Origin of the sequence: Bradyrhizobium sp. 141 (genome assembly GCF_023074055.1) — a bacterium.
Lineage (GTDB): Bacteria > Pseudomonadota > Alphaproteobacteria > Rhizobiales > Xanthobacteraceae > Bradyrhizobium.
This window is the reverse complement of record NZ_JADPKR010000033.1, coordinates 7,501-21,301: the sequence shown is the minus strand read 5'-3', so window position 1 is coordinate 21,301 and position 13,801 is coordinate 7,501. Positions and strand designations below refer to the sequence as shown.

Genomic DNA, 13,801 nt, shown 5'->3' with positions numbered 1-13,801 from the left:
AGATGTCAGCGCGGCGATCCGCTATCTGCATTGCCACCATGACCGCTAAGGGTCACGAGCGGTCCTCAGCGGGTCGAGACCGAATGTCTGCAACGGGCCATAACCGGACCCATGCGTGGCAGCAAACAGCGCGTCTATTCGATCACCTCGTCGGCGCTGGCGAGCAACGCGGGCGGCACAGTAAGGCCGAGCGCTTTGGCCGTTTTCAAATTGATCACCAACTCGAATTTGGTCGGCTGCTCAACCGGCAGATCGGAGGGCTTGGCGCCTTTGAGAATCTTATCGACGTAGCCGCCTGCACGACGATACAAATCGGCTATACTGGGGCCGTATGAAATCAATCCGCCATTGGTGACGAATTGTCGGTAGAGATAGCTCGCGGGCAGGCGATGCTTCGCCGCCAGCGCGATAATTCGTGGGGCGTTGTTAATGGTCAAAGTATCGCCAAAGACATTTATTGCATCGGCGTGCTGGGCTGCGGCCGAGGCAAATGCGATGTCGATTTCCTCGGCCGTGGTCGCATCAAATACCGGGAGAGCCACGCCCAGGTTCCGGGCAACTTGGGGCAACTCCTCGGCTACGGTAAGCATGTGAAATGGATTGCCCGGGTTGACCAAGTTCGCAATTTTCGAGGCGGTAGGAACTATTTCCCGCAGGATTTGTATCGCTTTGCCGGTGAAATTTCCGGGCGCGAAGAGTGATAGACCCGTCATGTTGCCGCCGGGGCGCGACAGGCTTTCGACGAGGCCAAGCCGGACGGGATCGGCCACCGCCACGAATACAATCGGAATGCTGGCAGTCGCCGATTTCAGGGCTACGGCTGTTTGTGTGTTGGTGGCGATAAGCAGATCGGGCTTGAGGGCGACGAGTTCGGCGGCTAGCCCCGGTATGCGCTCGGCCTGGCCCTCGAAATATCGGTAGTCAATGATCAGGTTCTTGCCTTCGATCCAGCCGTGACCGCGCAGGCTTTCGTCGAACACTTTGAGGATCGGCAAATTTTGGACGTTGCCAAGCGTACCGACCCGGCGAGAGGTCCCCTGCGCCCACGAACGTCTTGACGAAACGAGCAGCGCCGCAGTAGCCGCTATGAACTCCCGCCGCTTCATTCGATCCTCATCTGAGCTTGAGGACGAGACGGCGCATAGTATCACGTCCCCATAGTGGTCGCACTCTGCGGATGCAAATGCTGCGTCGCAAATGCCGCGCATGGCGCAGGACGGCTTTGGGTCAAAAGCTGCCCTAGCGCCACGGCCGGAGAACCTCTCAGTCCCCCGGAAGCGGACGTACTGGAGTTTCGCACCCCGCGCCTCTAACGCATCCCTTCAGTGCAGTGTCCGCGCAGCAACACGAATGATTCGCTCGATTTCGACAAGCGACTTTTCGCGATGGACTTCGCATTCCACCAGATGCTCCTTGAGGATCATCTCGATGCGCGCGGGATCAGTCCCCGACATCGTCTGAAAGTTCCGAAACTTCTCTTGCTCGTTGCGAATTGCTCGATCGAATTCTCTGCGTGCAAACTCCAGGGCTGCTTCAATTGTTGTCATGTTGAGTTCCTTGCATTCCGCCCCCGCTTCACGATCAAAGTCCAACAACTGCCATCACCCGGTGTCACGCCTATTGTGGCGACGTTGCAGTGCCAGAGCGAGCCTCGAAATGTCGTGAGGTCCCCTGGCTTGTACTGCTTGTCCGGCGCGAATATCCCTTTGTAGGAAATCTGCGGTGCCTGCTCCAATTCGGCAATGCGCTTCTCAAGCTTTTTCCGCTCTTCGCGATTGAAGGCGATCGCCGTTCGCATCTCCGTCCAAAGCGCGGCAAACATGCCCATCGATCGGAGGTACTGGCCAAATGTGTACGCGACCGCCATATCCTGCTTATCGCCCAAACCGTCCGAGAATTGGCACATTACGCTGTCGATGTAGCCAATGGCCGCGCTGCGAAACTGAACATCGAGATCGTACATGCGCCGCTGGTCTTCGTGGGGCACGGCGTGGAGTTGCCCCTCGCAGAACGCCTTGTATCGTTGACGATGGTCGTCAGAAATCAAGGAAGGTGGAACTCGCGGGTGCATGGCTAACTTCAGCCTCCTGATCGCAATTCAAGGGCGATTTGGTGCGCGCGCTCGCCGATCAGATATCGGGTGTTGTCGCCGTGCGACGCCATGAACGCCCGCGCGATCTTCATCTCAATTAGTTCAACGCGGGTGAATTTCCGTCCCGCGCCAGACCGGCGCGGACCCGCCGCTTTCAATGCGTTGATCCTGTCCCGATAGAAATCAACGTTGCTCTTGTGCCCGACGGCAAGCGCCCTGCCCAGGCTAATCTCACAACTCCAGAGTTCGGCATCTGTTGGTCCCGCGAAAACAACTCCCTGTCTTGCCATTCGGTGCCTTTCAAGAGAACGCACTAACCAACCTAGAAATTAGCAGATCTGTTTCGCCGACGGCGTTACGTGTCACGCCCCAAACGTCATGCTCCGAACTGCTTCCTCGCTGCGAGCTGCAAAATGGCGTTTCCGATTGCGGTCAGGCTTTCGGCATCCCACTCCTCAAGAGCCCCTAAATCTACGAGTTGGTCGGCAACTTGGCCCTTGTCGGCTTCAACCGGCACAATGCACTTGCCGCGCTTAAGGCGGTCGCGGTACCGGCGCATGCGCTGGGCGGCGGCCGTCGGTGCAAGGTGCGCCTTCGCCTTTGTGTTCACGGCGGACCTCCCGGGCTAAATGCCGTCACGATGGGCAACCCCCCTTCTCGGAATCTGATCTCATTGCAAACGGACGAGCCGGTGCGGTCAACGGTCCCGTCGCCTTGGATTCCGACAAGCCCCCCCGGTCGTCGGTCAGTGAACTGTGTCAATGATGCAGACTGCCTCCACTGTTGGCTGATCTCGCGGAGAGCCATCGCTCCAGCCCGTGGGACGCAGCCCACGACAGCCCCCCGACGCCGTCCCGATGACCGATGACCTGACCTGACCCGAAAAACGCCCTTTCTCTCTAAACCTACCTTCTCCCTGCCTTTTGCCTTCCTTCCCTTCATTTTCTCATTTCTCCAACCAAGAGGATTAAAACTGGTCACTACGGTCACTACTGCTCGAAAAACGAATGCAGCCAACAACTTGAGTCGGTGACCGCCTCGATGACACGTCGCGCCTCATCGGCACTTTCCCGGTCACTGGTCAGTGACCCGGCACTCATCAACATCACCATTCGGGTCATTCGTGACCCGGTCTGCGTGGTGCTTACGCATCTCGATGACGCTCTTGCGCGTGTCCCAGGACACCGGGATCAGCCCATTGACCTCGCGCTGCGGGTCGGTCGCCTTGCCGACCTTGCCCTCGAATAGCCGGCTCCCGTAGGCGATCTTGTGATAGTCGAGCCCAGCCTTCTTGAGCCCGATGCCGCCGTAGTAGCGGACGGAGCCATCACGCATGTCGTCCCTATCCATGCAGATGCGGGGATCGCCGATCGCCCTGAGGGACTTGCTGATCGCCTCATTGCTCGGGAGGCGCCGGTCCTCGCCTTTCAACTCCATCCACCATGCCGAATGGGCCAGACAGAAATCGGCAATCTTCAGGCGCGCGAGCGGATCGAACTCGATGCAGTCCTCCATGAAGCCCGCCACGAGGTTGCTGTCGTTGTGGATCGTCCTGGCGGTCTCGGCGATGCTCGCGGTGCTGGCGATCGAACCGCGTTCCAGCGCCCTCCTGAGCCCGGCAATCGCCCAATTGAGCACGCCCGGCAGCTCGGTGGCGACGATCAATTCCCCAGGTTTGGAGAACCCGCGCCGGATCGCCTCGGCGGCGGCGCCGATCGGCTTGCCCTCCGACGAACGCCCTGGTGACCTCGATCACGACCATGCGGCTCACGATCGCGCGCGTCGCCTCTTTGAACTGCGGCTGATGGTTGGTCGCCCAAAAGATCGGCGCCCGGATGGGTTTCGAGATCATGGGGCCATTCTTGATGTTGATCTGCACCGGCTCGCCCGTGACGATGGCCTTCACCGTCTGCGACATGTGCCACTGCGGCCCGAACGCCTCATGCAGCACCCAGGGCGCGCGCCTGACAAACGGCATCAAGCCATGGGTACTTTCAACAGTACCGACGCCGGCAGTGATCGGGTTGCCGCCGAGCAGGCCGCTCATGACATCGAGCGCGCCGCTCTTGGCGCGGTTCTCGATGCCCCAGAACACGCACGCCTTCGACAGCGCGCGCGGCTTCTTGTCGATCAGTGCGCAGCCGAACAGCTCCTGCACCACGCCGACCAAGGCGCGCTGCTCGGGCTTCGGCCGATCACCGAACATGTCGCTCATCATGGTTTCCCACCACGGGCATTTGGCGTCGGGCTGATAATCGACCTCGACCCGCCACGTGCAGAAATGATCCGGCCGCGCCGGCTCCAGCTCGCCCGTGCGCGGATCGACGAGACCGGAGCGCGTCGGGATTTTGCCGTGTTGGTCCCAGGGCAATTCACCATCGCGCCACAGCTCGGGCCGGCGCAGAATCCAGTTGCGCGTTTCGTTCACCAGCTTGGTGCCGGTCTTGTAGCCGTGCTGCTCGAAATTGTGCTCGATCCGCACGTCGAGCCATTTGGTTTCGGTGCGCAGCTCCCAGATGCCCTTGCTGTAGAACCAGCTACCATCCTTGGTGTTGATCAGCTCCTCGCCCTCGCTGGCAAAATGCGCGATGACCGACTTGCCAACTGCAATGTGCAGCTCCTGCGGCTTCGGCGGGGCCGGCGTGATCACCGGCATCTTGACGACGTTGCTGGCGCCAGCACCGGTCGTACCGGTCGCTTGCTGTTCGACCTCGACACTACCCTTGTCGGTGCCTCTCTCGACCGCCTGCAGCTTCGGCTTCGGCTTCGCGGCGGCCGGATGTTTCTTGATCCAATCGTCGCACATCCTGATGATGCCGCGCTCCTCGCGACGCCAGTTCCAGCGCGTGCCATAGTCGCCGGCCGCGCGCCGCGTGTAGGCCAGCACGGTGGCGATGACCTCATCCTTGGGCACGCCGGAATTGAGCAGCGCCGCCGTGCATTGCAATTGTGTCTGATGGACCGAGGCATCGCCGCCGGCCATGAACATCATGTTTTCGAGCCGCTGCTGAACGTCGATCGGCGGCTTCAGATTGAAGCGCTTGCCGTATTCGGCAAAGAAGTTGAGCGTCTCATCGCTGCCGGCCGGCAGCGCATGCTCACGGACCTTGCGCAGCATCACGGGCGATTGCTCGCTCAGCCATTCCTCCAACTCTTCGAGGTCATAGCGGCGATCGGGATGCAGCTCGATGATCTCGACCTCAGTGAGCGCGCCGTCCTTGCTGTTGCGCGAACCCGGCAAGCGCATCACGCGCGAGACCTCGCACACCGCGAGATCGCCGGCCATGACATCGGCGAGCTGGCGATAGAACGCCTCCAAGCGCTCGATGTTCTCCTGGGTGTTGACCGGCTCCTTGAAGAAATAATAGACGTGGACGCCGTTGCCCGAGAACACGATCGCGCTCGGCTGATACTTCAGTCGCTTGAGATGCTTCAGCACAAACCCGCGCGCGTCGTCCTCGCCGAGCAGATCGACGCCCTTGAAGTCGATGTCGGCATGGCCGGCGTTGGTCTCCTTGCAATTGTCCTTGTTGCGCTTCTGCGTGTTCTCTTTCAGCGTCGAGACGCAGGTGAACATGCCGCGCCCCGGCTTGTCGAACTTCTCCATGAAGCCCTGGACCTGCGCGAAGTTGCGGCCGATGATGTGGCGCTCGGCGCCCTCCATGCGCTCATTGGTGAACGAGCAGATGTAAGCCGGCCCGGTGGTGTTGGCGAGGAGAGCCTTCAGGAAGTCGATCGTGCCGATTGCCTTCGGGTTCGTGCCGGCGGCTTGCGCGCACACGGGCGCGCTGGTATCAGTGACAAACATTCTGAAAATTCCTGATGATAAGATGATGGGGAGGCGGCCTGTGGCGGGCCGCTTTTCCGCGCCTACGCAGCGCGCTCGGTCGCGCTCGCATGCGAGCGCCGTGCAATGGCCGCATCGACCCACTCTTCAATTTCACTGGCAACCCAACCCACGCGGTTGGAGCCGATCGGAACGCGCTTCGGGAATTTGCCGGCGGCTTCGAGACGATCGATCTGCCGGCGGCCGTGCAGAACACCACGATCGCTCAGTTCAGGAAATGAAAGCAATTTACGACGCAACATCATCGTGCTCCTGTTTTAGAGTAAGCACGCCATCGCAAATCAGCGTGCGCCCTGATGCGTCAGGGCGCGTCGTATAATTGGCATGAATTGCGTTTTGTGAAGAGGGTTATCAACATCCGTCGTTCGTAGCTCGGTCGCGGATGTTGATAACCGGATTGCGCGAGACGGCGACGCTGATGCATTACGGTGGGGCGCTATGTTGCCGGAAAGAACTTGCAGAAGGCGGCGCAGTGAGCGGGAGCAGTGATGGCAACCAAGCCGAAACGGACCAGCACTGGCCGTACATACGAGAACGCCGTCGCAAGGCAGAAGTCTGTGCGGAAGCCGTCGAGACCCGACCTGCCGCGCGCTGCCTATTCAATCTCGGAGTTCTGCGAGGCACACCGCATCTGTGAAGCCTTCTACTACAAGCTCCGCGCGGCTGGGCTCGGGCCACGTGAGATGCGCATCCTGGGTAAGGTCACGATCTCCATCGAAGCGGCGCTGGAGTGGCGCCGTGCGCGCGAGAACGCGGGCGAGTAGAGGCTGCACCATCTCTTGCGATTGTATCGCTCGGAGATTGCCTAGCGCCCTGGTCAGAAGCTCCAGCTCATGACGCAAGTCGGGCCAGAGGAACGATCTCGGCCGATCTTGCCGGCGCCGCAAGATCGATCAGCGTCGCCCGCGTGAGAGCCTCGGTCGGATCGCCAATGATGTACCGGCTGTAGTTCATCTCGATCATCACAACGGATGTATCATGATGCGCGGCCACCACGCGGGTCGGCACGCCCTTCAAGAGTTGCCGGACGATCGAACTGTGCCGCAGCGCATACGGAGTCACCTCCGCCCCCAGGTCGAGGCGCTTGACCACTGGGCTGAAGAGCGTTGCCAAGTTCCACATCTTGTCGAACAGCGGTGCATGCACAGCCCGGCCCTTCGTCTGCTGTCGCAGCGCCGTCGCCAACCGCGTCGAGATCGGCAGCGGCCGATATTCGATCTTGCGGTTCTTGCCCTTGCGGCTGGTCGGCATCATCAGGCGCGGTGCAATTGGATGATCGTCCTGGAGATCGTGCGGCGTCAGCTTGAAAACTTGGCTCTCTCGTGCGCCAGTCTCTGCCAACACCTCGATCAGCAGGCCGAAGTCGGTGTCCTCAACATACGAAGCCTCCACCAGAGCTTTGACCGTCTGATCTGGCAGGATGACGTTGCGAGCGACTTCGCTGTCGGGCAGCTTCCTGAGCCCGTTCTTCCATGCGGCGGCATTGGTGATGCGCTTGTCGTTCCTGGCAGCCAGCGCCAGCGCGGCCTTCAGCGAACGCCCGATGCGATCGGCAGATGAGGGCTTCAGGCCGGCCTTGACCAGACCAGCGCGCCAGTCCCGCAGCTCGCGTTCAGTAAGCAGGGCGACGACCTTGCTGTTCGAGGCGTCCGTCAGATGCAGGCGAAGTTGCGTGGCATTGTACTTGCGGCCACCGCGCGTCTCCAGGTCAGCTTCATAGGCGTCGACGGCTTCGGCCACACTGATCGGCTGTTCGGTGTTGCCTTCGCCAGCGCGCGCTAACGTCTTGGCGCGGTCGAGCGCCTGCCAATACGTCATGACGCTCTCGCCGTTCGCGTCCTCGTGGTCGTCGGCAAGAGCAAAGCGCTTGAGCCAACCATTGCACTTCACAGACCATGTACCTGGGCCGGCGTTGCGACGGTAGGCGAGAAAGATGCCCGGCGCGATCAAAGCGCTGTAAGGCTTTTTACGTGCCGCGAGCTTCAAACGTGCAGTGCGGTTTTCCAGAAATGAGGAGCGTGTGCGGCGGGCCATCGTTTCACCCAGTGTCCCTCAAAATGTCCCCGATATGGGGTAGAGAGGCATAGAGTGCAGTATAGCCTGATGCAGATTGTTTCTGCAAATACAAGAGCTTAGATGTCAGTCATGACTAGTCATGGCGCGTCATGAAGACCATAATTTCTCCCCTTGTGGGAGAAGGTGGCGCGAAGCGCCGGATGAGGGGTTCTCTCCACATATGAGTTCGCGGAGAAATACCCCTCACCCAAGTGAGTTCGTGTCTCCTCGCGGTGCTGCCCTCTCCCGCAAGGGGAGAGGGCACAACAACTTACACCTTCCACACGCCGACCGGCATCTTGATCGTCGCGTTGAGCCGGTTCCAGACGTTGATCGTCGCGATCGCAACGATCAACGTCGCAAGCTCGCGCTCGTCAAAATGCTTGTCGGCCTCGCTCCAGATTGCGTCCGGCACCGGATCCTCGCGATCGGCGAGACGCGTGACGGCCTCGGTCAGCGCCAGCGCGGCGCGCTCGGCGTCGGTGAAATAGGGCGCATCGCGCCACGCGGACACGGCGAACAGGCGCTCGTCGGTCTCACCGAGCTTGCGTGCGACCTTGGGATGCATGTCGACGCAGACGCTGCAACCATTGATCTGACTGGCGCGGAGGTGCACCAGTTCCAGGAGCTTTTCCGGCAGGCCCTGCTTGGTCAGATTGCCGAGGGACTGAAGGACATTCATGGCCTCGGGGAGGACCATGACGGGGTGATTCATGCGGGCGTGCATCTTTTCGTCTCCATCGCTCGAATTTCGAAGGTTCCGGTCACATCGGCCGGATTGGCTTCGTCATGGGCATGACGGATCGTGACGAGGGAATGTGACTGATGACGCAAAAAAACTTTGAGCAAGATTTTCTCAGCCACCAGTTCGAGGCGAGCCGGGATCATTTGCGCGCGGTCGCCTACCGGATGCTGGGTTCCGGCGCCGAGGTCGATGATGCCGTGCAGGAGGCCTGGCTGCGGGTCAGCCGCTACGACATGTCCGATGTCGCAAACCTGCGCGGCTGGCTGACGACCGTGGTCGCGCGCATCTGCCTCGACATGCTGCGCGCACGGAAGTCGCGCAAGGAAGATCCGATGGGCCCGCACGTGCCCGAGCCGGTCGACGAGACGCGGGAGCGCGAGGCTGAGATGGCCGACTCCGTCGGCGCGGCGCTGCTCGTCGTACTGGAAACGCTTCAGCCCGCAGAGCGGCTCGCCTTCGTGCTGCACGACATGTTCGCAGTCCCCTTCGAGGAGATCGCACCGCTTGTCGGCCGCTCGGTCGACGCGTCGCGGCAGCTCGCGAGCCGGGCGCGGCGGCGTGTGCAGGGAGCGCCTGTGCCCGAGACCGACATGTCACGCCAGCGCGGAATCGTCGACGCGTTTCTCAAAGCATCGCGCGAAGGCAACTTCGAGGGCCTGCTGGCCGTGCTCGATCCCGACGTCGTATTCCGCGCCGACGACGCCGCGGTGCGGCTCGGCTCGCTGCCCGAGATCCGCGGCGCCGATGCGGTCGCGCAGCTCTACAAGGGCCGCGCCCGGGCCGCGCGGACCGCGCTGGTCGATGGCGAAATCGGCGTCGCCGTCATCCTCGGCGGACAGCTGCGCATCGCGCTGCGCGTGACATTCAGGGGCGACCGTATTGCCGAGATGGAAGCGCTGGCCGATGCGAAACGGGTCGCCGCGCTGGAGGTGGAGGTGCTGGAGGGCTGAGGCGGATACCTTTTCGGCGAAAACAACCCCATGCACAGTAGACGGACCTAGGGATATCAATGGCTTAGCAGACCACTCGGGACACCCTAGGCTGGCCTGCGGGCGTGCCTTGACGTCCCCGCCTTCCCACGATACCTTCGAATACGGAATTCCGTATTCCCATCTCACGGAGCTGTCTGGCGTGATCCCTCTCGACCCGCTGCCGAACCTGATCGACCAGGTCTATGCGCGGATCCTGGAGGCGATCTCCGACCGCACGCTGCAGCCCGGCCAGCGCATCCGGCAGAACGAGCTGGCCGACAAGCTCGGCGTGTCGCGCCAGCCTGTCTCGCATGCGCTGCATCTGCTGCACCGGCAGGGATTGGTCGCCGAGAGCGGCAAGCGCGGCTTTGAAGTCACCCAGCTCGATCCCTCACGCATCCGCCAGCTCTACGAGGTCCGCGGCGCCATCGATGCGCTGGCCGCCCGGCTCGCGGCGATGCGCGCGGGATACGACGCGGCCGGCCGCGCGCGGCTGGAAGCGGCGCTCGCCGCAGGCGGCCGCATCAACCGCACGACGAATTTGGCCGAGCTCATCGTGCTCGATGTCGATTTTCACCGCGCGATCTACCAGCTCGCCGGCAATCCCGTGATCGAGGAGACGATCGCGCCACAATGGCCGCATATGCGCCGCTCGATGGCGGCGGTGCTGTCGGAGCTCGACTATCGCGGCAGCGCCTGGGCGGAGCATGCCGGCATCGCCAAACACATTCTCGCGGGCGACGCCGAGGCAGCCGAACGCGCGGCGCGGGCACATGCGCAGACGGCGGGGCTGCTGACAGAGGAGAGATTGCGGGCGAGCGAAGAGGCGGCGGCGTAGCAACAGACGCCGTCATGGCCGGGCTTGTCCCGGCCATCCACGTCTTTGCTCCACGCTCGAAGAACGTGGATGCCCGGGACAAGCCCGGGCATGACGAGAGAGAAAACAAATAACAAAACCAAGGAGGACGACCCATGAAACTGTCTCAGGAGCAATTGGAGTTCTTCCACCGCGAGGGCTGGCTGTTCTTGCCCGAGCTGTTCAGACAGGAGGAGGTCGATCTGCTGGCGCGCGAGGCCGTCGGCATCTACGACACCAACCGGCCGGAAGTCTGGCGCGAGAAAAGCGGCGCGCCGCGCACGGCTTTTGCCGCGCATCTCTACAACGAGGCCTTCGGAATCCTCGGCGCGCATCCGCGCATGATCGACCCGGTCGAGCAATTGTTCGGCGAGCCGGTCTACATGCACCAGTTCAAGATCAACGCGAAATCGGCCTTCACCGGCGACGTCTGGCAATGGCATCAGGATTACGGCACTTGGAAGCGCGACGACGGCATGCCGGAGCCGCGTGCCATGAACATCGCGATCTTCCTCGACGAGGTGATGCCGATCAACGGCCCCTTGATGCTGGTGCCGCGCAGCCAGAATGCCGGCGATCTCGAAGCGTCGCACGACCTCGCCACCACCTCCTATCCGCTATGGACGCTGGACGAGGCCACCGTGACGCGGCTGGTCGAGCAGGGCGGAATCGTCGCACCGACCGGCAAGCCCGGTGGCATGTTGATGTTCCACGGCAATCTCGTGCACGGTTCGGCCGGCAATATCACGCCCTACCCGCGCAAGATCGTGTACCTGACGCTGAACGCGGTCTCCAACTACATCCGAACCCCGACACGGCCGGACTACATCGCCCATCGCGATTTTGCGCCGATCAAGCCGGTGGATGACGACGCGCTGCTGCGCCTCGCCCGCGCGCCGCGACAGGCGGCGGAGTAAACAGGTTTGGTGCCCCGGACGCAGTGCAGCACGTCAGTGATGCGCTGCTGAGCCGGGGCCTATGCCACACGGAATTCCCTCACTTGGGTCCCGGCTCTGCGGAGCGGCACTTCGCGCCGCACCGCGTCCGGGACACGATCATGATCTGGTAGCAACATGAACCTCTTCCGCCTCCTCCAGGCCCGCGCCAGCGCCGGCAAGCCCGTTCGTGTCGCGCTGATCGGCGCGGGCAAATTCGGCTCGATGTTTCTGGCACAGGTGCCGCACACGCCGGGGCTGGAGGTGCCCATCATCGTCGATATCGACCGCGACCGTGCGCGCGAGGCGTGCCGCACCGTGGGCTGGGACTCGACGCGGATCGCCACGACCGTCTTCACCGATGACGGTGTGCGCGCCATCGCCGGCGGCGCGATGGACGTGGTGGTGGAGGCGACCGGCAATCCCGCCGTGGGGATCAAGCATGCGCGCGCCGCGATCGCGGCGGGCAAACATATCGTGATGGTGAATGTCGAAGCCGACGTGCTGGCAGGCCCGCTGCTCGCCGAGGAGGCGCGCAAGGCGGGCGTGGTCTATTCGCTCGCCTATGGCGACCAGCCGGCGCTGACGGCGGAGATGGTCGACTGGGCCCGCGCCACCGGCTTCCGCGTCGTCGCCGCCGGCAAGGGCACGAAATATCTGCCGGCCTATCACGACGTGACGCCGGACGGCGTCTGGCAGCATTACGGCCTGACCGCAGGCGAAGCGCAGTCGGCCGGCATGAATCCGCAGATGTTCAATTCGTTTCTCGACGGCACCAAATCGGCGATCGAGATGGCCGCGATTGCGAACGCCTGCGCTCTCGACGTGCCCGCGGACGGCCTGCTGTTTCCGCCCTGCGGCGTCGACGATCTGCCGCACATCATGCGGCCGCGCTCGCGCGGCGGCGTGCTGGCGCGAGCAGGCGTGGTGGAAGTCGTCTCCTCGCTCGAGCGCGACGGACGGCCGGTGTTTCGCGATCTGCGCTGGGGCGTCTATGTCGTGCTGGAGGCGCCGAACGACTACGCTGCCGACTGCTTCAGGCAGTATGGCCTGAAGACCGACGCCAGCGGGCGCTTCGCGGCCATGTACAAGCCCTATCATCTGATCGGGCTCGAGCTGAACATCTCGGTGCTGTCGGCCGCGCTGCGGGGCGAGCCGACCGGCCAGGCCAGCGGCTTCCGCGGCGACGTCGCGGCGGTAGCCAAGCGCAATCTGCGCGCGGGCGAGATGCTGGACGGCGAAGGCGGTTACACGGTTTGGGGCAAGCTGGTACCGGCGGCCGCGAGCCTGAAGGCCGGCGCGCTGCCGATCGGCCTCGCCCACCGCGTGAAGCTGAAGCATGACGTCGCGCACGGCGCGGTGGTGCACTGGAGCGATGTCGAGTTCGATGCCGGCAATGAGACGGTGAAGACGCGCAAGGCCATGGAAACCGCGTTCGCAGCGCAGCATTAACGGCGCCGTCGCAAGCCCAACCAAAGTGCGCTTGATTTGAGTCCCCCCTTTGGTCATCCTGCCCCCCGATCCGGGAACATAGAATTTCGGACGCCAAAAAAACGTCGGCCACCGGCGAAGACAACGCGACGGCAAGATCGCGATCCCTCGTCGAGGACTCGACAATACAGGGAGGGACTACATGGAACGTCGTAAATTCCTCACGGCAGGCGGGCTGGGCCTCGCCGCAAGTGCAGTTGCTGCGCCCGCAATTGCACAATCGATGCCCGAAGTGAAATGGCGGCTCGCGGCGAGCTGGCCCAAATCGCTCGATACGCTCTACGGCGGCTGCGAATATTTCTGCAAACGCGTTGCCGAGATCACCGACAATCGTTTCCAGATCCAGCCCTTTGCTGCCGGCGAGATCGTGCCGGGCCTGCAAGTGCTCGACGCCGTCTCCAACGGCACCGTCGAGATCGGCAACACCGCGCTCTATTATTATTGGGGCAAGAACCCGGCATTCACCTTCGGCACGTCACTGCCGTTCGGCCTCAACACGCGCCAGCACATTTCCTGGCTGTTGTGGAACGGTGGTCAGGACATGATCAACGATCTCCTGAAGGAGCACAACGCCATCGGCGTTCCCACGGGTTCGACCGGTGCCCAGATGGGCGGCTGGTTCCGCAAGGAGATCAAGACCGTCGACGATCTCAAGGGCCTGAAGTTCCGCGTCGGCGGTTTCGCCGGCACCATCATCTCGAAGCTCGGCGGCGTGCCGCAGCAGATCGCGGCCGGCGACATCTATCCTGCGCTGGAGAAGGGCACGATCGACGCGGCCGAATGGGTGGGCCCGTATGACGACGAGAAGC

Annotated in this window: 16 protein-coding genes (1 of these 16 cut by a window edge); 6 read left to right on the top strand and 10 right to left on the bottom strand. The window is 62.6% G+C overall.

Annotated features, from left to right (window positions below):
* Window positions 1-134: 134 nt before the first annotated feature.
* The 8 genes from IVA81_RS11335 to IVA81_RS11300 all read right to left on the bottom strand — a co-directional run bounded on the left by IVA81_RS11335 (window position 135) and on the right by IVA81_RS11300 (window position 6,184).
* Complete coding sequence (locus IVA81_RS11335; protein ID WP_247316297.1) at window positions 135-1,106, bottom strand: ABC transporter substrate-binding protein; 972 nt, start codon at window positions 1,104-1,106, stop codon at window positions 135-137.
* 216 nt (window positions 1,107-1,322) lie between these two features.
* Window positions 1,323-1,547 carry a hypothetical protein gene (locus IVA81_RS11330; RefSeq protein WP_247316295.1) on the bottom strand — a complete coding sequence of 75 codons (225 nt, stop codon included), beginning with the start codon at window positions 1,545-1,547 and terminating at the stop codon, window positions 1,323-1,325.
* Window positions 1,544-2,047, bottom strand: a complete 504-nt coding sequence (locus IVA81_RS11325) for a hypothetical protein (RefSeq protein WP_247316293.1) — start codon at window positions 2,045-2,047, stop codon at window positions 1,544-1,546. The genes IVA81_RS11330 and IVA81_RS11325 overlap by 4 nt, the downstream gene beginning before the upstream one ends.
* Before the next feature lie 32 nt (window positions 2,048-2,079).
* Window positions 2,080-2,382, bottom strand: a complete 303-nt coding sequence (locus IVA81_RS11320; RefSeq protein ID WP_247316291.1) for a hypothetical protein — start codon at window positions 2,380-2,382, stop codon at window positions 2,080-2,082.
* Between the two features lie 86 nt (window positions 2,383-2,468).
* On the bottom strand, window positions 2,469-2,702 hold the full coding sequence (locus tag IVA81_RS11315; protein ID WP_247316289.1) for a hypothetical protein: 234 nt from the start codon (window positions 2,700-2,702) through the stop codon (window positions 2,469-2,471).
* 464 nt (window positions 2,703-3,166) lie between these two features.
* Window positions 3,167-3,427 carry a hypothetical protein gene (locus IVA81_RS11310; protein WP_247316287.1) on the bottom strand — a complete coding sequence of 87 codons (261 nt, stop codon included), beginning with the start codon at window positions 3,425-3,427 and terminating at the stop codon, window positions 3,167-3,169.
* Window positions 3,428-3,488: 61 nt separating this feature from the next.
* The gene (locus IVA81_RS11305) at window positions 3,489-5,900 is read right to left on the bottom strand and encodes a DNA primase family protein (protein WP_247316285.1); all 2,412 of its coding nucleotides are present in this window, start codon (window positions 5,898-5,900) and stop codon (window positions 3,489-3,491) included.
* Between the two features lie 62 nt (window positions 5,901-5,962).
* Window positions 5,963-6,184 (bottom strand): AlpA family phage regulatory protein, encoded by a 222-nt coding sequence (locus tag IVA81_RS11300; RefSeq protein ID WP_247316284.1) that lies wholly within the window; start codon window positions 6,182-6,184, stop codon window positions 5,963-5,965.
* A 243-nt stretch (window positions 6,185-6,427) separates the two neighbouring features.
* Here IVA81_RS11300 and IVA81_RS11295 point away from each other — a divergent pair, with 243 nt between their 5' ends.
* On the top strand, window positions 6,428-6,703 hold the full coding sequence (locus IVA81_RS11295) for a hypothetical protein (RefSeq protein ID WP_247316276.1): 276 nt from the start codon (window positions 6,428-6,430) through the stop codon (window positions 6,701-6,703).
* A gap of 67 nt (window positions 6,704-6,770) precedes the next feature.
* On the opposite strand, the gene IVA81_RS11290 is transcribed toward IVA81_RS11295, so the two are convergent.
* Both IVA81_RS11290 and IVA81_RS11285 read right to left on the bottom strand, forming a co-directional pair.
* Window positions 6,771-7,973 carry a tyrosine-type recombinase/integrase gene (locus tag IVA81_RS11290; RefSeq protein WP_247316274.1) on the bottom strand — a complete coding sequence of 401 codons (1,203 nt, stop codon included), beginning with the start codon at window positions 7,971-7,973 and terminating at the stop codon, window positions 6,771-6,773.
* A gap of 292 nt (window positions 7,974-8,265) precedes the next feature.
* Entirely contained in the window at window positions 8,266-8,721 is a 456-nt protein-coding gene (locus IVA81_RS11285) for a carboxymuconolactone decarboxylase family protein (protein ID WP_246932659.1), read from the bottom strand.
* Window positions 8,722-8,819: 98 nt separating this feature from the next.
* Here IVA81_RS11285 and IVA81_RS11280 point away from each other — a divergent pair, with 98 nt between their 5' ends.
* The 5 genes from IVA81_RS11280 to IVA81_RS11260 form a co-directional block, all read left to right on the top strand.
* Window positions 8,820-9,689 carry a sigma-70 family RNA polymerase sigma factor gene (locus IVA81_RS11280; RefSeq protein WP_247316272.1) on the top strand — a complete coding sequence of 290 codons (870 nt, stop codon included), beginning with the start codon at window positions 8,820-8,822 and terminating at the stop codon, window positions 9,687-9,689.
* Between the two features lie 181 nt (window positions 9,690-9,870).
* Window positions 9,871-10,548, top strand: a complete 678-nt coding sequence (locus IVA81_RS11275; RefSeq protein ID WP_247316270.1) for a GntR family transcriptional regulator — start codon at window positions 9,871-9,873, stop codon at window positions 10,546-10,548.
* Window positions 10,549-10,682: 134 nt separating this feature from the next.
* Window positions 10,683-11,483: a phytanoyl-CoA dioxygenase family protein gene (locus IVA81_RS11270; protein ID WP_247316268.1), complete on the top strand. Its 801-nt coding sequence runs from the start codon at window positions 10,683-10,685 to the stop codon at window positions 11,481-11,483.
* A gap of 156 nt (window positions 11,484-11,639) precedes the next feature.
* Entirely contained in the window at window positions 11,640-12,953 is a 1,314-nt protein-coding gene (locus IVA81_RS11265) for a Gfo/Idh/MocA family oxidoreductase (protein WP_247316266.1), read from the top strand.
* 181 nt (window positions 12,954-13,134) lie between these two features.
* Window positions 13,135-13,801: the 5' portion of an ABC transporter substrate-binding protein gene (locus tag IVA81_RS11260; RefSeq protein ID WP_247316264.1), read on the top strand. The gene runs 422 nt beyond the window's last position; only the first 667 of its 1,089 coding nucleotides appear in the window; the start codon lies at window positions 13,135-13,137; its stop codon lies beyond the right edge, outside the window.

Excerpts from the sequence above, each read along its gene's own strand:
- IVA81_RS11310 (WP_247316287.1), bottom strand. The coding sequence starts at position 3,427 with ATGCGTGATGGCTCCGTCCGCTACTACGGCGGCATCGGGCTCAAGAAG.
- IVA81_RS11285 (WP_246932659.1), bottom strand. The coding sequence starts at position 8,721 with ATGCACGCCCGCATGAATCACCCCGTCATGGTCCTCCCCGAGGCCATG.
- IVA81_RS11305 (WP_247316285.1), bottom strand. The coding sequence starts at position 5,900 with ATGTTTGTCACTGATACCAGCGCGCCCGTGTGCGCGCAAGCCGCCGGC.
- IVA81_RS11265 (WP_247316266.1), top strand. The coding sequence starts at position 11,640 with ATGAACCTCTTCCGCCTCCTCCAGGCCCGCGCCAGCGCCGGCAAGCCC.
- IVA81_RS11335 (WP_247316297.1), bottom strand. The coding sequence starts at position 1,106 with ATGAAGCGGCGGGAGTTCATAGCGGCTACTGCGGCGCTGCTCGTTTCG.
- IVA81_RS11320 (WP_247316291.1), bottom strand. The coding sequence starts at position 2,382 with ATGGCAAGACAGGGAGTTGTTTTCGCGGGACCAACAGATGCCGAACTC.
- IVA81_RS11330 (WP_247316295.1), bottom strand. The coding sequence starts at position 1,547 with ATGACAACAATTGAAGCAGCCCTGGAGTTTGCACGCAGAGAATTCGAT.
- IVA81_RS11270 (WP_247316268.1), top strand. The coding sequence starts at position 10,683 with ATGAAACTGTCTCAGGAGCAATTGGAGTTCTTCCACCGCGAGGGCTGG.
- IVA81_RS11300 (WP_247316284.1), bottom strand. The coding sequence starts at position 6,184 with ATGATGTTGCGTCGTAAATTGCTTTCATTTCCTGAACTGAGCGATCGT.
- IVA81_RS11290 (WP_247316274.1), bottom strand. The coding sequence starts at position 7,973 with ATGGCCCGCCGCACACGCTCCTCATTTCTGGAAAACCGCACTGCACGT.
- IVA81_RS11295 (WP_247316276.1), top strand. The coding sequence starts at position 6,428 with ATGGCAACCAAGCCGAAACGGACCAGCACTGGCCGTACATACGAGAAC.
- IVA81_RS11280 (WP_247316272.1), top strand. The coding sequence starts at position 8,820 with ATGACGCAAAAAAACTTTGAGCAAGATTTTCTCAGCCACCAGTTCGAG.